The organism is Streptomyces sp. CB02414, assembly GCF_001905385.1.
Taxonomy (GTDB): Bacteria; Actinomycetota; Actinomycetes; order Streptomycetales; family Streptomycetaceae; genus Streptomyces.
In genome coordinates this window covers 452,998-469,486 of sequence record NZ_LIPF01000006.1, presented here as the reverse complement: position 1 = coordinate 469,486, position 16,489 = coordinate 452,998, and the positions used below count along the sequence as shown (strand labels likewise).

Here is a 16,489-nt window from a genome sequence, read left to right as displayed (position 1 = left end):
CCGCACCGCCGGCTCGGACCGGGCGGCTCAGGGCGTCCGGTCCAGCAGGACCACGGCCACGTCGTCGGCCAGTTCGCCGCCGTTGAGCTCGCGGACCTCGTTGACGGTCGCCCGCAGCAACTGCTCGCCCTGCAGGCCCTCGGCGAACTGCCGGCGCACCATCTCCACCATGCCGTCCTGGCCGAGCCGCTCCCGGCCCTCGCCGACGTGGCCCTCGATCAGGCCGTCGGTGTAGAGCATCAGGCTCCACTCGGCGCCCAGCTCCACCTGCATGCGCGGCCAGCGGGCGCCCGGCAGCAGGCCGAGCGCCGGGCCGTTGTTGTCGTAGGGCAGCAGCTTCGCGGGCGTGCCCGGACCGGCGACCAGCGGCGCCGGGTGCCCGGCCAGGCACAGGCCGGCGCGGCGGCCGTCCGGGGCGATGTCCACGGCGCACAGGGTCGCGAAGATCTCGTCGTGCGCGCGCTCGTGCTCCAGCACCTGCTGGAGCGTGCCCAGCAGTTGGTCGCCGCAGAGCCCCGCCAGGGTCAGCGCGCGCCACGCGATCCGCAGCTCCACGCCGAGCGCCGCCTCGTCCGGGCCGTGCCCGCAGACGTCGCCGATCATGGCGTGCACGGTGCCGTCCGGGGTGCGGACGACGTCGTAGAAGTCGCCGCCGAGCAGGGCGCGGGAGCGGCCCGGACGGTAGCGGGCGGCGAAGCGCAGCGGGGAGCCCTCCAGGAGCGGTGTCGGCAGCAGGCCGCGCTCCAGCCGGCGGTTCTCCTGGGCGCGCAGCCGGCCCTCGGCCAGGCGCCGCTCCGCCGAGTCGGACCGCTTGCGCTCGACGGCGTAGCGGATCGCGCGGCTCAGCAGCCGGCCGTCCAGCTCGTCCCGGAACAGGTAGTCCTGGGCGCCGACGGCCACGGCCTCCGCGCCGCGCTCGGCGTCGCTGGAGGAGGTGAGCGCGAGCACGGCGTGCCGGGGCGCGAGCTCCAGTACGTGCCTCAGCACCGCCAGCTCGTCGTGTCCGTCCGCGTCCCCGTCGCCGCCGTCGTCGGCGCTGGTGCGGGCCGGGGCGGGGGACGGCAGGGCGAGGTCCAGCAGGATGCAGTGGACGTCGTCGGTCAGCAGCCGGCCGGCCTCGGTGAGGTTGCGGGCCGTGCGGATGCGGATCGGCTTGCCGGACTGGTCGAGCAGGTCGGGCACGATCGGTGAGCCGCCCGGGTCGTCCTCGATCAGCAGCACCGTCAGGTTCGTGGGGACGGCACTCCCGCGCTGGTCCGTGGCACGGCCGGGGGTCCGGTCCGTGGTCCGGTCCGAGGTCGCGTCAGCGGTCCGGGTCGGGGTGTTGTCGCGGTTCTCCGTGGTCTTCTCGCGCTTCTGGGTGGGGTTCTCCGGCCGGCCGGAGAGGTTCTCGGCCGGGGCTGTCCCGGGCGGGGCCTGTTCCGTGGAAGGGCCGCGGTCCTGGGACGCGGCGGGCGCCTGACCGCACTCCACGGCCGGGATCGCCCTTGGCCGCGGTACGGGTACGGGCATCGTCTTGGTTTCCTTCCCTCCCCCCGAGGGCATGGCGGGGCGAGGGACCTCGACCCACCGACGGGGACCATAGCGGGTGACGCCGCCGCTGCGGAATGGTCCAGGACACGCCGGACGGTCGTCGGCCAATGTCATATGCCGCGTTATGTACCGCAGTTGGACACGTCGACCGGGGGGCCGGGATGACGAACGTCACGCGGGGCGGGGCGCCGGGCGTGGACTGGGTCACGTGGCCCGGTTCACGTTCCCGGCGCGAGGGGTCACTCCGGGGCGGACGCGTCCGTGCCGGGTCGTACCACCCCGAGTATGGGCATCGTGCCCGCCCCCGCGATCGTGATCGAGCGCCCGGGGCGCGGGGCGTGCACGACGGAGCCGTCGCCGACGTACATGCCGACGTGGCTGGCGTCGTCGAAGTAGATGATCAGGTCGCCGGGGCGCATGTCCTTGATATCGACGCGCTGGAGCTGCTTCCACTGCTGCTGCGAGGTGCGCGGTATCGCCGTGCCGGCCGCCACCCAGGCCTGTGAGGTCAGGCCGGAGCAGTCGTAGGCCTTCGGGCCCTCGGCGCCCCACTGGTACGGCTTGCCGACCTGGGCGGTGGCGTACTCGACGGCCTTGCGGCCCTGCTCGGTCGCCTCGCTGTCGAGGTCCTTCAGGATGCCGGAGCCGAGCCAGGCGGTCTGGGCCCGTTCCTGGGCCTCACGCTCCAGCCGGGCCAGGCGCTCCTTCTCCTCCTGCTCCAGCTCGGACTCCAGCTTCTCGGCCGCCTTGATCTGCTTCTCGACCTTCTTCTGGGCGGTGGCCTTGGCCTTGCGGTTCGCCTCCAGCTCCTCGAACCGGTCCGAGGCGTCGGCCGCGTAGGCCTCCAGGTCCTGCTGGGTGCGGGTCATCTCGGCGAGCAGGCCCTTGGTGGCGCGCTGACCCTGGAGGACGCGGCCGGTGCCGTCCAGGAAGTCCTCGGGGTCGTCGCTCAGCATCAGCTTGGCCTCGTCGGGCAGGCCGCCGGTGCGGTACTGGGAGCGGGCCGCCGCGCCCGCGCGGTCCTTGAGGCCGTCCAGCTTCTCCTGGCCCTTGACGATCTTCTTGGCCAGCTCGACGATCTCGGCCGACTGCTTGTCCGCCTTCTCCTCGGCCGCGTTGTACTCCTCGGTGGCCGAGGCCGCCTCGCGGTAGAGCTTGTCGAGCTTCTTGCGCACGGCCTCCAGGTCCTTGCCCTGGGTGGCGGCAGGGGCGGAGGGCGAGGCGCTGGGCGTGCCGGGCGAGGGGGAGGGTCCCGGGTCCGCGAACGCCGTGCCCGGTGCCGCCAGCACGGTGACCGCGCAGACCACGGTCACGGCAGCGGTCGTCCAGCCATGCTTCCCCGTGCGCATACCTCGCCCCCAAACTGGTTAACCGTCAGTAACTTACGTCGCCTGGGGGATCGTGCCATGCCCGCGCGGAAAGCGACAGAGGTCGTGCTTCCCTCCTGCATCCCCCCTTCTGCCGCGCCGTACGACGATTCCCCCGCTGTGTGACGAACGCCGCACGGAGATCGTTCCCCCCTCCCGGCACCGGACCCGGCGACCGCCGTCCGGCTCAACCGCGCGGTGCCAGCGCCTCCCACCGCACCGTCACCTCGCCCTGGCGCCACCGCCCCGGCCCGTCGGTCACCGGCCAGTCGGCCGCCAGGTCCCGCACCGCCCGCATCCAGCGCTGGCGGGCGCCGTAGGAGGCGTAGGGCGCGGCGGCGGCCCAGGCGCGGTCGAAGTCGCGGAGGAAGGTGTGCACGGGCTCGCCGGGGACATTGCGGTGGATCAGCGCCTTCGGCAGCCGTTCCGCCAGGTCGGAAGGGCGGTCCAGGGAGCCCAGCCGGGTGGCGAGGGTGACCGTGCGCGGCCCCTCTGGCCCGAGCGCCACCCATACGTGCCGGCGCCCGATCTCGTCGCACGTCCCCTCGACCAGGAGCCCCCCGCGCGAGTGCTCCGACGCCGGCGCGAGCCGCGCGCACAGCCGCCGCCAGACCGCGGCCACCTCACCCTCGTCGTACTGCCGCAGCACGTTCGCCGCGCGGATGAGCGAGGGCCGCGGGGAGACGGGCACCTCGAAGCCGCCGTGCCGGAAATCGAGCCCCGCGCGCGCGTACGGCTGGGCTGCCGCCACCCGCGCCGGGTCGATCTCGACGCCCACCACGCGCGCGTGCGGTGCGACCGTGCGCAGGCGGTGCAGCAGCTCGACGGCCGTCCAGGGGGCCGCGCCGTACCCGAGGTCCACGGCGACGGGGTCGGCGGCGCGGCGCAGCTCGGCTCCGTGGACGGCCGCGATCCAGCGGTCCATCCGGCGCAGCCGGTTCGGGTTCGTCGTCCCGCGGGTGACCGTGCCCACGGGGGCCGTGCGGGCGGTGGCGCGGGAGGGCATGCGTACGAGGGTATGCGGCCGGGGGTGGCTGCCCGGACGTGTCCGCCCCCTGCGAGGGGGACGCAACCGGCCATCGAACGGTTGATCGATAGGCGGTAATGATTCGGCAAAGGCGGGGAAACCGGAAATGGAGCGCCCCGGTCCGGTGTTCGCACCCCTTGGAGGGCGGCGCGTGTCCTTCGACCGGCATGCCCGCAGCGAGGAGGAATGGCTCGTGAGCCAGTACGTCAGCAGGCTCGGGCGTCGCTCACCGGCGGCCTCCCCGCGGCTGAGGCTGCATCGCAGGCCCCGGCGCGTCGCCATGCTCTCGGTGCACACCTCACCGCTCCACCAGCCCGGCACCGGCGACGCCGGCGGTATGAACGTCTACATCGTGGAGCTCGCGCAGCGCCTCGCCGCGATCAACATCGAGGTCGAGATCTTCACCCGCGCGACGGCCGGCGGACTCCCGCCCTCCGTCCAGCTCGCCCCCGGCGTACTCGTCCGCCACGTCGACGCCGGACCGTACGAGGGCCTGGCGAAGGAAGACCTCCCGGCCCAGCTGTGCGCCTTCACGCACGGCGTGATGCAGGCCTGGGCCGGCCACCGCCCCGGCTACTACGACCTGGTCCACTCCCACTACTGGCTCTCCGGCCACGTCGGCTGGCTCGCCGCCCAGCGCTGGGGCGCCCCCCTGGTGCACGCCATGCACACCATGGCCAAGGTCAAGAACGCCAACCTGGCCGACGGCGACACCCCCGAGCCCGCCGCCCGCGTCATCGGCGAGACCCAGATCGTCGCCGCCTCCGACCGGCTGATCGCCAACACCGCCGAGGAAGCCGACGAGCTGGTCCGCCACTACGCCGCCGACCCGGCCAGGGTCGCCGTCGTCCACCCCGGCGTGAACCTCGACCGCTTCCGCCCCTTCCCCAGGGGCGCCGAGCCCGGCCCCGGCGAGCGGGCCGACGCCCGCGCCGCCGCCCGCGCCCGCCTCGGCCTGCCCCAGGACGCCCTGATCCCGCTCTTCGCCGGCCGCATACAGCCCCTCAAGGCCCCCGACATACTCCTCCGCGCGGTCGCCGTCCTCCTCGACGAACGCCCCGAGCTGCGCTCCCGCCTCCTCGTCCCCGTCGTCGGCGGCCCCAGCGGCAGCGGCCTCGCCAAGCCGGAGGGCCTGCAGAAACTCGCCGCGCGGCTGGGCATCGCCGACGTCGTACGCTTCCGCCCGCCCGTCGGCCAGGAACAGCTCGCCGACTGGTTCCGGGCCGCCTCCGTCCTCGTCATGCCCTCCTACAGCGAGTCCTTCGGCCTGGTCGCCATAGAGGCCCAGGCGGCCGGCACCCCGGTCCTCGCCGCCGCGGTCGGCGGACTCCCGGTCGCCGTGCGCGACGGACACACCGGCCGCCTCGTCGAGGGCCACGATCCCGCCGCGTACGCGCGCGTGCTGCGCGATTTCGCCGACAACCCGGAGCTGGTGCCCCGGATGGGCGACGCCGCCGCCCGGCACGCCCAGTCCTTCGGCTGGGACAGCGCCGCCGCCGCGACCGCCGACGTCTACACGGCCGCGATCCAAGCCCACCGCCGTCGCGTACGCTCCCACCATGGCTGAGGCAGCGCAGAAGGCAGCACAGGTCGTCGAGGACGCCCTGAAGGACGCCGAGCTGGAGTGGGAGAGCCCCGAACCCGGCAACTACGTCGTCAAACTCCCCGGCACCCGCAAGCTCTCCACGACGGTCTCCCTCCTCGTCGGCCGCCACTCCCTCTCCCTCAACGCCTTCGTCGTCCGCCACCCCGACGAGAACGAACCGGCGGTCCACCGCTGGCTCCTGGAACGCAACCTCAAGCTGTACGGGGTGAGTTACGCGGTCGACCGCCTCGGCGACGTCTACGTCACCGCGAAGCTCCCCCTGGCCGCCGTCACCCCCGACGAGATCGACCGCCTCCTCGGCCAGGTCCTGGAGGCCGCCGACGGCGCCTTCAACACCCTGCTGGAGCTGGGCTTCGCCACCGCCATCCGCAAGGAGTACGAGTGGCGCACCGCGCGCGGGGAGTCGACGCGGAACCTGGAGGCGTTCCAGCGCCTGATCGAGCGCACCGGGGACTCCGAGAGCTGACGCCCCGTCAGCCCGGGGTGCGGCCGGTGCGATAGGCCCCCGGCGTGACCCCCACCAGCCGCTTGAAGTGCCGGGTCAGATGGGCCTGGTCGTAGAAGCCGGTCGCGCCGGCCACCTCCGCCGGAGCACGCCCCGCGAGCAGCAGCCGCCGCGCCCGCTCCACGCGCCGGGACATCAGGTACTGGTGCGGTGCGATGCCGTAGGCGCCGCTGAACGCCCGTACGAGGTGGGCCGGATGCGCGGGCACCAGCGCGGTGGCCTCGTCGAGGGTGACGCCCTGGACGACCCGCTCGTCGAGCAGCTCCCGCAGCCGCCGCGCCAGCACGGGATCGCGCCGTGCTCGGTCCCGGGGCTCCCGGGGCCGCAGGTGGGCGTGCAGCCGCTCCCCGATCAACGTCAGCCGGCTCTCCGCCTCCAGCTCCTCCCCGGGCAGTGCCAGCGCCGCGTGCAGCTGCCCCACCCGCCGCCGCAGCACGGGGTCCCGCAGGTCGGGGCCGTCGACCGCCGGCCCGATCAGCTCCTCGCCCAGCCGGGAGGCGTCCAGGTACAGCACGCGCTTGCGGAAGCCGTCCGGGGTGGCGGGGGAGCCGTTGTGCGGCACGTGCGGCGGCAGCAGCGACACCGTGTCGTGCGGGGTGCCGTGCTCGTGCCGGTCCAGGTCGTACCGTACGGCCCCGTCGTCGACGATGAGCAGCGTCCAGGCGTCGTGGACGTGCATCGGGTAGGCGTACTCGGTGTAGTGGGCGTGGAAGACCTCGACGACGCCCGGGACGCGGGGGCGCCAGGCGGAGACGGTGCGCGTCCGCTGGTCGGCGGCCATGCAAAGAACGTACAAGACCCGCCCGTACCCGGCCCGGCAGTCTCACCGTATGAACACGCGCTTCGACACCAAGATCGCCGTACTGCTGCGCGAGGACCTGGAGACCTGGCAGCGGCTCAACGTCACCGCCTTCCTGGTCAGCGGCCTGGGATCGCAGTGTCCCGAGGTGATCGGCGAACCGTACGAGGACGCCGACGCGGTCGGCTACCTGCCGATGTTCCGGCAGCCGGTGCTGGTCTTCGAGGGCACCAAGGAGACGCTGACGACCGCCCACGCGCGCGTGCTGTCGCGCGCCCTGCCGCGCGCTCTGTTCACGTCCGACCTCTTCACCACCGGCAACGACGGCGACAACCGGGCGGCGGTACGGGCCGTACCGACCGCGGAACTCGACCTGGTGGGCCTCGCGGTGTACGGCCCGAGGAACGCCGTGGACAAGGTGCTGAAGGGAGCGCGGATGCACCCGTGAGCGGGGCGGCGGTGGTCAGGCGCCGGTGACCTCGGCGGCCTTCGCGGGCGCGGCCGCGTCGGGAACCGTCTTCGCGACCGCGGCGTCCTCCTGCGGCAGCCCCCGCATGAGCCCCCAGTACCCGGCCGCCGCCACCGTCCCGACGACGGCGCACACGCCCCACAGCCACTCGGCGCCCCAGCGGTCGATGACGAACCCGGACATCAGCGGGGCGACGAGGGAGGCGACCGCCCAGGACATGGTGTACATCCCCTGGTACCGCCCGCGCCCCCGCACGGGCGACAGCCGCACGACGAGCCCGGTCTGGGTCGGCGCGTTGACGATCTCGGCCAGCGTCCACACGCACACGGTCAGCGCGAACACCGCGACCGACCCGGCGAAGGCGGTGAGCCCGAAGCCGTACCCGGCCAGCAGCGCCGAGCCGACGAGCAGCAGCCGCGGGTCACGGTGCTCGATGAACCGCGTGACCGGGATCTGGAGCACGACGATCAGCACCCCGTTGACGGCGATGGCCATCCCGAAGTCGGCGGGTGTGAACCCCGCCTCACCCATGGCCACCGGCAGCCCGACGTACGCCTGCTGGAAGATCAGGGCGATCAGGAAGGACAGCCCGACGACCCCCATGTACCGCCCGTCGCGCAGCACGGTCCCGAGCGACACGGGAGCCTCCGCGGCACCGGCGGCCCCACTGCCGTCGTCCCCCTCCTCCGGCCGCGACTCGGGCAGCTTCACGAAGACGAGCACGGCGCACACGAGCGTCATCCCGGCCTCGATCAGGAACCCGGCGAGATAGCTGGCCTCGGCGATGAACCCGGCCGCCATGGAGGAGACCGCGAAGCCGAGGTTGATGGCCCAGTAGTTGAGCGAGAAGGCGCGGATACGGTCCTCGGGCCGCACGATGTCCGCCATCATCGCCTGCACGGCCGGCCGGGAGGCGTTGCTCGCCATGCCGACCAGGAAGGCGACGGCCGCGATGGCGACCGGGTCCCGCACGAAGCCGAGCAGTGCGACGGACAGCGCGGTGGAGACCTGCGCGACGAGCAGCGTGGGCCGCCGCCCGAGCCGGTCGGCCATCACCCCGCCGCCCAGCGAGGAGACGACGCCGCCGAGCCCGTGCAGCGCGGCGACCAGTCCGGCGTACGAGGCGGAGTACCCGCGGTCGATGGTCAGGTACAGCGCCATGAAGGTGGCGACGAAGGCACCGAGCCGGTTGACCAGGGTGCTGGTCCACAGCCACCAGAACTCGCGGGGGAGCCCGGAAACGGACTCCCGCACGGCACGCCTGACACCGGTGACGGACATGGGACCCCCGAGAAGACTGTGAACGGCGAAGACTGTAAGCGGCTGAGCCGGGAAGCACGACTTACGTGACGTACGAACAACCTACGAAAGCGCCGGTACGGGAGCCACTCGATTAACACTTCCCGTCAACCGTCCGAGCCTCGGGCGCCCCGCGCGGCCGGTGCGTGGGTTCGATTAGGCTCGGAAGCATGGCCGACGCACCGTACAAGCTGATCCTCCTCCGCCACGGCGAGAGCGAGTGGAACGAGAAGAACCTGTTCACCGGCTGGGTGGACGTCAACCTCACCCCCAAGGGCGAGAAGGAGGCGACGCGCGGCGGCGAGCTGCTCAAGGACGCCGGCCTGCTGCCCGACGTGGTACACACGTCCGTCCAGAAGCGCGCGATCCGCACGGCCCAGCTCGCACTGGAGGCCGCCGACCGCCACTGGATCCCGGTCCACCGCCACTGGCGCCTGAACGAGCGCCACTACGGCGCCCTCCAGGGCAAGGACAAGGCCCAGACCCTCGCCGAGTTCGGCGAGGAGCAGTTCATGCTGTGGCGCCGCTCCTACGACACCCCGCCGCCCGCCCTGGACCGCGACGCCGAGTACTCCCAGTTCTCCGACGCCCGCTACGCGACCCTCCCGCCGGAGCTGCGCCCGCGGACGGAGTGCCTGAAGGACGTCGTCGGCCGCATGCTGCCGTACTGGTTCGACAGCATCGTCCCCGACCTCCTCACCGGCCGCACGGTCCTGGTCGCCGCCCACGGCAACTCGCTCCGCGCCCTCGTGAAGCACCTCGACGGCATCTCCGACGCCGACATCGCGGGCCTGAACATCCCGACGGGCATCCCGCTGACGTACGAACTGGACGCCGAGTTCAAGCCGCTGAACCCGGGCGGGACGTACCTGGACCCGGACGCGGCTGCGGCGGCCATTGAGGCCGTTAAGAACCAGGGGAAGAAGAAGTAGCCCGAACTGATCTGGGCCTGATCAGGGCCCCTACCTGCTGTTTGCTCGCGGGTAGGGGCCTTGTTGCTGTGCTGGGACCGTCGACGGGGGCGTTCGCGTGTGTAGGACCGGGGCCGCCAGGGCGCTGCCGAGCGCATTCGTCGCGCCGAGCGCACCATGAAAGCAGCACGAGGAGGGCGCGCCATGAGCAGAAGACACCGCGCTCAAGGGCCGCAGTGGGGGCCGAGCGCCCCACAAGGTCCCGGTCCGCCGCCGCGCGGATGGCCGGCACCGCCGCAGGGTCCGCCGCCCGCAAGTCCCTACCGCGCCCAGTCCGGCCCGCCACCGAGGAAGCGGCGTCGGGTCTTTCCCTGGGTCTTCCTGGCCGTTCAGGTACCTGGTGTTCCGGCTCGCCCGACGACGCGCCTGAACTGAGAGCACTCGTGTGGTTCCACGGCTTCTCACGTCCACCGCTTGATGACCTTTGAGGGCGCTTCGGGGGTCGGCCACACTTCGATGCGGACCTTCTCGGTCGTCGCGAGGTGCTCATCGGAGTCGACATCCGCCTCAATGGCCCGTGCCAAGTTGCTCCGGGATACGCGAACGCGGTTCCAGCCCGGGAGGACCTCGAAAGCTGCCGCTTCCGGCGCGTAGTCCGTGCATCCCTGAACCGACAGCCGCCCCCGCGACACATCGAGGCTGGCCTCCACGACGTGGTCGAACTCGGAGCTGTCGTCGTCGGGTTCCTGGGGAAGGAGGGCGACCGTGACGGACACGTGGACGTTCACGGCAGTGCCGATGCCGAGCGCATCCCGTGCGACCGCCAGGTGATCGGCAACGGCCTGGGGTGTCCACGCGTCGCTCAGGTCACCGTCCGAATCCGCATCGGACACGTGGAGCTGGAAGTAGTCGGCGAAGAGGGTGAGCTCCGCGGTCTTTGTCATGGCGGCACACTGACATGAGGCACTGACAGCGCTGGAGTGCCGGCTCGGCGAAGACGTACGGCAACCGTGCCGATCGCTACCGGGCCGCGTGCTCACAGTGGCCAGGCATCGGCCAACTCGAAGAAGACCACCGTCCCGCCGAAACGGCTGAGCCCGGAGTGCCACGAGTCGGCGATGGCGTCGACCAGGAGCAGCCCACGTCCGTGCGCGTCCTCGGAGTCGGGGCACCTGAGCCTCACGTCGTTCGGGAGCCCCGGGTTGTGCACCTCGACCCGGAGGGCGGTCCCATCGCGGAACCACTCCACCCGCACGAACCAGGGCTCGTCGTCCGACCTGCCGTGAAGGACGGCGTTGGTCACCAGCTCCGAGAGCAGCAGAAAGCAGTCGTCGACGGAGCGCCCCGGCTCGTAGGGGGTGATGAACTTCCGAAACCAGCGCCGGGCCCGTGGCACGGATTCCGCGACGGGGTGCAAGGTCGCTCCGTCGAGGTCAACGAGATGACGTTGGACGCCGCGTCATACGTATTGGAGTACGACTTCGACGCCCTGAGCGCGAGCGAGGCCGGACGGCGTGCCCGGCCCCCGTCGCACGTTGGTTGCGTGGTCGGCGCTGGCAGGTCTCGTTCTTGGCCATCGACCTAGCCCGGCCGTCGGTTGGGTCCCGGGCTGTTCCCGGGCCGCCCCCAGACAGAACCGGGGATGCAGCTGCTCTGCGGAGCTGGACACCTCGGAAGCCGACCACGCGTCCAGGACACTAGCCGCGACCACTGACAATCGCGGGTGCCGTCGAAATCACGAGGGTGCCCCCTCACCCGCACATCCCGCGTAGGTGAGGGGCGTACCGCCGCGCGTCAGCCCATGCTCTTCGCGCCGTCCAGGGACTCGCGGATGATGTCGGCGTGGCCGGCGTGCTGGGCGGTCTCGGTCATGATGTGCATCAGCACGCGGCGGGCCGACCACTGGGTGTCGGCCTCGAACCACGGGGCCTTCGGCAGCGGCCACGCGGCGTCGAGGTCGGGGAGGGTGGCGACCAGGTCGTCGGTGCGGCGGGCCACCTCGGCGTAGGCGGCCAGTACGCCGTCGAGCGTCTCGCCGGGCAGCATCCGGAACTCATCGGCCCGCTCGGCCCAGTCGGCCTCGGTCATCGCTGTGAAGTCGCCCATCGCCGACGGGCCCTCCAGGATGAAGTCGGCCCAGCCCCGCTCGACCGACGTCACATGCTTGATCAGGCCGCCCAGGCACAGCTCGCTGGCGGTGGTCCGGAGGCCGGCCTGCTCGTCGGTGAGGTCGCGGGTGGTGAAGCGCAGGAAGTGCCGGTGCTTGGCCAGCGTTTCCAGCAGGTCGGCGCGCTCACCGGTGGCCGTGTCGCGGGTGGTCTGCTCATTGGGGGTCATGGTGTGTGTCCGCCTTCCGGGGGTCCTGCTCCGTCGGTGTAGCCACACGCTATGAAGTATCGAGGTCAGGTCGTGTCCTACTTCGCGCGGGCCGCCTGCGAATCCCGCGCGACCGTCCCGCCCTCGGCCGTTACGATCGCGGCCAAGGGCGGGACGTAGCGCAGTGGTCGACGCGAGCGGTCTCCAGAACCGCGAGGACGCCGGTTCGAATCCGGTCGTCCCGCCCCCTGCCGGATGACTTACGCCGGTTCCACCGGGAGCCACAGTTCGCAGGTGGCGGTGGAGATGTCGTCCGCGCGGTCGAGGACGGCGACGATCGAGGGGCCCGGGCGCAGGCGCCACGGGTTGGACGGGAACCACTCCGTTGCCGTGGCGGCCCAGGTCGTCTGGAGGGTTGCCGGGTACGGGCCCGAGCTGCGGAAGACCGCCCACCGGCCGGCCGGGACCTCGATGGCGTCGAGGTCGTCGGGGGCCGGGGTGGCCCCGCTGACGGCGACTCCGTGCAGGTAGGTCAGTTCGCTGCCCTCCGAGTTGTCGGGGGCCAGGTCGTCGCAGACCGCGAGCAGACCCGCCGGGTCGGTGTCGCTGAGGGATTTCAGGCGGGCGTGCTCCTCCTGGGGCAGCGCGGCGATGTGCTCCTGGATGTGCGGGTTGACGCCCTCGTGGATCAGCGGGACGCGGGTGGCGTGGCCGATCAGGCGGAAGGCGGGGCGGTCGGCGAAGCGGGTGTCCATGGGGGTGCTCCCTTCGACGGTCAGGCGGAACCTGAGCTGCGGCTGTGTCTGAAGGGGGCCTCCGTCGCGGCGTACGTCACGCGGGGCGGCGCCGTGGACCGCCCGGAACGCACGTCCGAACGCCTCCGTGGAGCCGTATCCGTGTCGGACGGCGATGCTCAGCAGGTCGTCCTCACCGCGTACGACGTCGGCGGCGGCGACCGTCATGCGGCGCCGGCGCACGTACTCCGACAGCGGCATGCCCGCCAGTGACGAGAACATCCGGCGCAGGTGGTACTCGGTGGTCCCGAGCGTTCCGGCCAGTGCGGGGACGTCGAGTTCCTCGGTGAGGTGTTCCTCGACGAGGTCGACGAGGTGGTTGAGTGCCGAGATCACGAGGCCTCCTTTCGACATCCACCGTGGCAGGGGGCGGGGATGCGCTTCCCGATCGTTGTGGTCCGGTTCGGTCGGGTGGCTGAGGGGCGAGGGGCGCGGTCAGGGGTGCGGCGTGCCGTACAGCGTCGGCAGGTCTACCAGTTGTACGTCCGGTGAGGCGGCGGCGGCCTGGCGGGCCTTGTCGTTGAAGCCCGTGCCGCTGAAGCAGAGGAGCCTCGTGCGGCGGGTGTCGTAACGGGCGGTGCGGGCGATGACGTCGCGGATGTGGCGCAGGCGGTCGATGTGGGCGATGCCCATGGTGTCGTTCCACTTGGCCTCGCCGATCGCCAGCAGGGGAGGCTTCGTACCGTCGGCGACTCCTACGACGGCGACGTCCACCTCGTGGGACGTGCGTGTCGGAGGGTCGTTCACGACTCCGTGGCCGACGTGGGCGGGGAGGCCGCCGAGGAGGTCGGGGTCGGCGTGGTGCAGGGCCCACTCGCGGCAGACCTGTTCGAAGTGGGGGCCGAGGACGTTGGCCGCGAAGCGGCGTCGGCTGGCCTGCCAGACCCGGGCCGCGTTGCCCGGGCGTTCGAGTTGGGGCCAGACCGGGCGCATCACCGCGTGGTAGAAGGCGATCAGGGGTTCCGAGATGCGGTAGGTAGAGCGGTTGGCGCGGAAGGCGTCCGCCTCTCGCTGGAGCAGCCCGGCGTCCTCCAGGACGTTGATCGGGTGGGCGATGTCGGTGGCCTTGCGTTCCAGGTAGCCGGACATTCCGCCGCGCGTGGTGTGGCCCTCGGCCACCGCTCCGAGTACCGAGAAGTAGAGCGCGGTGTCGCGCAGGTCGGGTTCCTCGGCGAGGAGGTAGCGCGCTTCGCGGAAGAGGGGCGTCTCCGGGTTCAGCACGGTGCGGATCACCCAGTCGTCGAAGTCGTCCGGTCCGGAGGGGCTGTCCCCGCGCGCGAATTCGCGGCGGTAGGCGGGGGTGCCTCCTACGACGGCGTGCACTTGAAGGGCGAGTCGCGGGTCGGTGATGTCCCAGAACTGGGCCGCGAGTCGGTGGTCGAGGGAGCGGACCACCAGTTCCAGGCCCGCACGGCCTCGCAGTGGCGCGTTGCCGGACAGCAGGCGACCCATGAAGGTCAGCGCGGAACCGCAGAGTAGGAGGCGGGTGCGGGAGGTGGTGCGTTGCTCGCGCAGGGGGCGGAGCGCGTTCTGGATGATCGACGGCAGCTCCGGGTTGGCCTTGGCCAGGTAGGGGAATTCGTCGATCACGACCGGCACCGGGCGTTCGGTGCCCAGAGCGAGCAGGGCGTCCACCGCTTCGTGCCAGTCGGCGAAGTGGTAGGGGCTGGGAGGGCGGACGTGAGCGGTGAGGGCCGCGCTCAGGCGGCGCAGGGATTCGGCGTCGGCGGCCTCCGTCGCCCCGAAGTAGAAGCCTCCCGTCGCTTCACAGGCCGCTTCGAGCAGGAAGGTCTTTCCCTGGCGTCTCCTGCCGGAGACCACCCCCAGCGTCGCGCCCGGCTGGGTGTCGGTGACGAACCGGGTCAGGGCTGCCCACTCGTAGTCACGGTCGAACATGTCGGCGGGCTTGTCCATGCGGCCTCATTTATAGGAGTACGTTTCTATAAACTGTATCCCTATAAAGCGCGAGGTCGTTGCGGCTGGTGCTGCGGCTGTTCGCCGCTCACCCCGCCGTCGTCAGCCGCCCCCGGCGTCGGCCCCGCAGGCCCTCCCACGTCGCCCCCAGGGCCAGCGACTGGACCAGGGCCGACAGGACGATGCCGCCGATGAAGAACCACGTCGGGGCCTCGCCGCCCCAGATCGACTCGCCGAGCCAGGCCACGAAGCCGAAGGCCGGGAAGGTGAAGAGGGCCGGCCAGATCCAGATGAGGGAGGCGTCGGGGCTGGTGGCGAAGAGGGGCGTCAGCGCGGCCACCGCCATCGCGCCGCCGACCACGGTGAGGTAGGCCGCCGAGACGCGGTTGGCGACCGTCAGGCGGCTCAGGCGAGTGAGGGTCGTGAGGGTGCGTATGCGGGGGGTTCGGGTGGTGTTCATCGGGTTCGGTCTCCCCGGAGGTCGCTTTCCGGCTGGGTGTTCCCGGCCTGAACGTGCGTGTCCAGGGTCGGACGGGAGCGGCCTCCGGGGCCTGAGTACCCGTACTCAAAGTGGAGACCGCGCCTAGACCGTCAGCGGGACCTCGTGGATCTCGTCCGCCTTGTGGCCCGCGCGTTCGTGGACGCGCTGGACCGCGTCGGCCGACGGGCCCTCGGAGAGGCAGTAGATCGTGCCGGAGCCGGGGTCTGCCCACGCCCGCTCGAAGTGGACGTTCTCGTCCTTCTCCAGGGCGAGGTCCGCCTGGTGGGCACGGTGGAGCTGGTCCGCGGTGATGCCGTGCATGCCGTGGTGCACGTCCATGAAGTGAGCCATGGCCTCGCACCTCCTTCAGGGGCGGCTGTTCCTGCTCCTTCCAGGGTGCGCGCGCACGGCGGCCGGGGCGAACCGGCCGCCGTGCCCGTCGCGTGCGCCGGCGCCGCTACCGCACCGTCAGCCGCACTGGCAGGGACTGCCCGACTGGCAGCCGCAGCCGCAGCCCGAGCCGCAGCCGCAGGCGGCCAGCAGGGGCAGGGCGCGGGGCTCCGGGGGCTGTTCGGTGGGGCGCTCGCGGGTGGGGTCGGGCTGCTTCGTGCCGAGGGTGCCGGGCGTGCTGGGGGAGACGGGCATGGTTCCTCCTGGAGGCTGGTGTGCCTCGGTCCATTGCACGCCCGGGGCGGCAGTCGCATCAACGGCGCATTGGGGCGACGTCGCGCGCCCCCGGCACGAAGACGGGTCGGCTCAGGCGCCCTCGGCCTGGGTCGTCGGCTGGATGTCCGGCTGGAGCTCGTCCGCGTGCTCGCCGGTGACCAGGTAGACGACGCGCTTGGCGACCGCGACGGCGTGGTCGGCGTAGCGCTCGTAGTAGCGGCCGAGGAGAGTGACGTCCACGGCCGTCTCGATGCCGTGCTTCCAGCGGTCGTCCATCAGGTGCTGGAAGAGGGTGCGGTGGAGGAGGTCCATCGCGTCGTCGTCCTGTTCCAGCTGGAGGGCCAGGTCGACGTCCTTCGTGATGATGACCTCGGCCGCCTTCGCCATCAGGCGCTGCGCGAGCTGGCCCATCTCCAGGATGGTCGCGTGCAGGTCGTGCGGCACCGCGCGCGCCGGGTAGCGCAGGCGGGCCAGCTTGGCGACGTGCTGGGCCAGGTCGCCCGAGCGCTCCAGGTCGGCCGACATCCGCAGCGAGGTGACGACTATGCGCAGGTCGGTGGCGACCGGCTGCTGCCGGGCCAGCAGGGTTATCGCCCGGGCCTCCAGCTCGTGCTGGAGCTCGTCGACCTTCTGGTCGCCCTCGATGACCGTCTCGGCCAGCTTCAGGTCGGAGTCGAGGATCGCGGTCGTGGCGCGTCCGATCGCTGACCCGACCAGCCGGGCCATCTCGACCAGACTGTCGCCGATCGAGTCAAGTTCCTCGTGGTACGCGTCCCGCATCAGGGTTCCCTCTCGTACGTCC

At 72.0% G+C, this 16,489-nt stretch carries 18 protein-coding genes and 1 tRNA gene; 5 read left to right on the top strand and 14 right to left on the bottom strand.

Going from position 1 to position 16,489, the window contains the following annotated elements:
- Positions 1-27: 27 nt before the first annotated feature.
- The 3 genes from AMK11_RS22005 to AMK11_RS21995 form a co-directional block, all read right to left on the bottom strand.
- Positions 28-1,512 (bottom strand): PP2C family protein-serine/threonine phosphatase, encoded by a 1,485-nt coding sequence (locus AMK11_RS22005; RefSeq protein WP_073729711.1) that lies wholly within the window; start codon positions 1,510-1,512, stop codon positions 28-30.
- A gap of 260 nt (positions 1,513-1,772) precedes the next feature.
- On the bottom strand, positions 1,773-2,882 hold the full coding sequence (locus tag AMK11_RS22000; RefSeq protein ID WP_079187597.1) for a C40 family peptidase: 1,110 nt from the start codon (positions 2,880-2,882) through the stop codon (positions 1,773-1,775).
- Between the two features lie 205 nt (positions 2,883-3,087).
- On the bottom strand, positions 3,088-3,906 hold the full coding sequence (locus AMK11_RS21995; RefSeq protein ID WP_079187596.1) for an SAM-dependent methyltransferase: 819 nt from the start codon (positions 3,904-3,906) through the stop codon (positions 3,088-3,090).
- Positions 3,907-4,120: 214 nt separating this feature from the next.
- Here AMK11_RS21995 and mshA point away from each other — a divergent pair, with 214 nt between their 5' ends.
- Both mshA and AMK11_RS21985 read left to right on the top strand, forming a co-directional pair.
- A complete protein-coding gene (mshA, locus tag AMK11_RS21990) occupies positions 4,121-5,494 on the top strand; it encodes a D-inositol-3-phosphate glycosyltransferase (protein WP_073729826.1) in 1,374 nt (457 codons plus the stop codon).
- Positions 5,487-5,999: a YbjN domain-containing protein gene (locus AMK11_RS21985; RefSeq protein WP_073729709.1), complete on the top strand. Its 513-nt coding sequence runs from the start codon at positions 5,487-5,489 to the stop codon at positions 5,997-5,999. Before mshA ends, AMK11_RS21985 begins: the two co-directional genes overlap by 8 nt.
- A gap of 7 nt (positions 6,000-6,006) precedes the next feature.
- On the opposite strand, the gene AMK11_RS21980 is transcribed toward AMK11_RS21985, so the two are convergent.
- Entirely contained in the window at positions 6,007-6,819 is an 813-nt protein-coding gene (locus AMK11_RS21980; RefSeq protein ID WP_073729708.1) for an AraC family transcriptional regulator, read from the bottom strand.
- On the opposite strand from AMK11_RS21980, the gene AMK11_RS21975 reads away from it, so the two are divergent.
- On the top strand, positions 6,818-7,285 hold the full coding sequence (locus AMK11_RS21975) for a DUF2000 domain-containing protein (RefSeq protein WP_107429727.1): 468 nt from the start codon (positions 6,818-6,820) through the stop codon (positions 7,283-7,285). The two genes, AMK11_RS21980 and AMK11_RS21975, sit on opposite strands and share 2 nt — an antisense overlap.
- 15 nt (positions 7,286-7,300) lie before the next feature.
- On the opposite strand, the gene AMK11_RS21970 is transcribed toward AMK11_RS21975, so the two are convergent.
- Complete coding sequence (locus tag AMK11_RS21970; RefSeq protein WP_073729707.1) at positions 7,301-8,587, bottom strand: MDR family MFS transporter; 1,287 nt, start codon at positions 8,585-8,587, stop codon at positions 7,301-7,303.
- Positions 8,588-8,775: 188 nt separating this feature from the next.
- Between AMK11_RS21970 and AMK11_RS21965 the strand changes: the two genes are divergently transcribed.
- Positions 8,776-9,537, top strand: a complete 762-nt coding sequence (locus tag AMK11_RS21965) for a phosphoglyceromutase (protein WP_073729706.1) — start codon at positions 8,776-8,778, stop codon at positions 9,535-9,537.
- 440 nt (positions 9,538-9,977) lie between these two features.
- Here AMK11_RS21965 and AMK11_RS21960 read toward each other — a convergent pair whose 3' ends face one another.
- The 3 genes from AMK11_RS21960 to AMK11_RS21950 all read right to left on the bottom strand — a co-directional run bounded on the left by AMK11_RS21960 (position 9,978) and on the right by AMK11_RS21950 (position 11,853).
- On the bottom strand, positions 9,978-10,460 hold the full coding sequence (locus AMK11_RS21960) for a hypothetical protein (RefSeq protein ID WP_073729705.1): 483 nt from the start codon (positions 10,458-10,460) through the stop codon (positions 9,978-9,980).
- Positions 10,461-10,552: 92 nt separating this feature from the next.
- The gene (locus AMK11_RS21955; RefSeq protein WP_073729704.1) at positions 10,553-10,933 is read right to left on the bottom strand and encodes an ATP-binding protein; all 381 of its coding nucleotides are present in this window, start codon (positions 10,931-10,933) and stop codon (positions 10,553-10,555) included.
- 377 nt (positions 10,934-11,310) lie between these two features.
- Positions 11,311-11,853, bottom strand: coding sequence for a DinB family protein (locus AMK11_RS21950; RefSeq protein ID WP_073729703.1), 543 nt, complete (start codon positions 11,851-11,853; stop codon positions 11,311-11,313).
- Between the two features lie 149 nt (positions 11,854-12,002).
- Between AMK11_RS21950 and AMK11_RS21945 the strand changes: the two genes are divergently transcribed.
- Positions 12,003-12,077, top strand: a tRNA-Trp gene (locus AMK11_RS21945).
- Between the two features lie 15 nt (positions 12,078-12,092).
- Here the strand turns inward: AMK11_RS21945 and AMK11_RS21940 are convergent.
- From AMK11_RS21940 to phoU, 6 genes are all read right to left on the bottom strand, one after another.
- The gene (locus AMK11_RS21940) at positions 12,093-12,962 is read right to left on the bottom strand and encodes an AraC family transcriptional regulator (protein ID WP_073729702.1); all 870 of its coding nucleotides are present in this window, start codon (positions 12,960-12,962) and stop codon (positions 12,093-12,095) included.
- A 99-nt stretch (positions 12,963-13,061) separates the two neighbouring features.
- Complete coding sequence (locus AMK11_RS21935; RefSeq protein WP_073729701.1) at positions 13,062-14,540, bottom strand: AAA family ATPase; 1,479 nt, start codon at positions 14,538-14,540, stop codon at positions 13,062-13,064.
- A gap of 88 nt (positions 14,541-14,628) precedes the next feature.
- Positions 14,629-15,000 carry an SCO4225 family membrane protein gene (locus AMK11_RS21930; protein ID WP_073729700.1) on the bottom strand — a complete coding sequence of 124 codons (372 nt, stop codon included), beginning with the start codon at positions 14,998-15,000 and terminating at the stop codon, positions 14,629-14,631.
- Between the two features lie 123 nt (positions 15,001-15,123).
- Entirely contained in the window at positions 15,124-15,372 is a 249-nt protein-coding gene (locus tag AMK11_RS21925) for an SCO4226 family nickel-binding protein (protein WP_073729699.1), read from the bottom strand.
- Positions 15,373-15,489: 117 nt separating this feature from the next.
- Positions 15,490-15,666, bottom strand: coding sequence for a hypothetical protein (locus AMK11_RS37485; RefSeq protein ID WP_107429716.1), 177 nt, complete (start codon positions 15,664-15,666; stop codon positions 15,490-15,492).
- Positions 15,667-15,777: 111 nt separating this feature from the next.
- Positions 15,778-16,467 carry a phosphate signaling complex protein PhoU gene (phoU, locus tag AMK11_RS21920; RefSeq protein ID WP_073729698.1) on the bottom strand — a complete coding sequence of 230 codons (690 nt, stop codon included), beginning with the start codon at positions 16,465-16,467 and terminating at the stop codon, positions 15,778-15,780.
- Between the last annotated feature and the right edge of the window lie 22 nt (positions 16,468-16,489).

Excerpts from the sequence above, each read along its gene's own strand:
- AMK11_RS21960 (WP_073729705.1), bottom strand. The coding sequence starts at position 10,460 with ATGACAAAGACCGCGGAGCTCACCCTCTTCGCCGACTACTTCCAGCTC.
- AMK11_RS21985 (WP_073729709.1), top strand. The coding sequence starts at position 5,487 with ATGGCTGAGGCAGCGCAGAAGGCAGCACAGGTCGTCGAGGACGCCCTG.
- AMK11_RS37485 (WP_107429716.1), bottom strand. The coding sequence starts at position 15,666 with ATGCCCGTCTCCCCCAGCACGCCCGGCACCCTCGGCACGAAGCAGCCC.
- AMK11_RS21995 (WP_079187596.1), bottom strand. The coding sequence starts at position 3,906 with ATGCCCTCCCGCGCCACCGCCCGCACGGCCCCCGTGGGCACGGTCACC.
- AMK11_RS21975 (WP_107429727.1), top strand. The coding sequence starts at position 6,818 with ATGCAAAGAACGTACAAGACCCGCCCGTACCCGGCCCGGCAGTCTCAC.
- AMK11_RS21925 (WP_073729699.1), bottom strand. The coding sequence starts at position 15,372 with ATGGCTCACTTCATGGACGTGCACCACGGCATGCACGGCATCACCGCG.
- AMK11_RS21950 (WP_073729703.1), bottom strand. The coding sequence starts at position 11,853 with ATGACCCCCAATGAGCAGACCACCCGCGACACGGCCACCGGTGAGCGC.
- AMK11_RS21980 (WP_073729708.1), bottom strand. The coding sequence starts at position 6,819 with ATGGCCGCCGACCAGCGGACGCGCACCGTCTCCGCCTGGCGCCCCCGC.
- AMK11_RS22000 (WP_079187597.1), bottom strand. The coding sequence starts at position 2,882 with ATGCGCACGGGGAAGCATGGCTGGACGACCGCTGCCGTGACCGTGGTC.
- AMK11_RS21970 (WP_073729707.1), bottom strand. The coding sequence starts at position 8,587 with ATGTCCGTCACCGGTGTCAGGCGTGCCGTGCGGGAGTCCGTTTCCGGG.
- phoU (WP_073729698.1), bottom strand. The coding sequence starts at position 16,467 with ATGCGGGACGCGTACCACGAGGAACTTGACTCGATCGGCGACAGTCTG.
- AMK11_RS21965 (WP_073729706.1), top strand. The coding sequence starts at position 8,776 with ATGGCCGACGCACCGTACAAGCTGATCCTCCTCCGCCACGGCGAGAGC.
- AMK11_RS21930 (WP_073729700.1), bottom strand. The coding sequence starts at position 15,000 with ATGAACACCACCCGAACCCCCCGCATACGCACCCTCACGACCCTCACT.
- AMK11_RS21935 (WP_073729701.1), bottom strand. The coding sequence starts at position 14,540 with ATGGACAAGCCCGCCGACATGTTCGACCGTGACTACGAGTGGGCAGCC.
- AMK11_RS22005 (WP_073729711.1), bottom strand. The coding sequence starts at position 1,512 with ATGCCCGTACCCGTACCGCGGCCAAGGGCGATCCCGGCCGTGGAGTGC.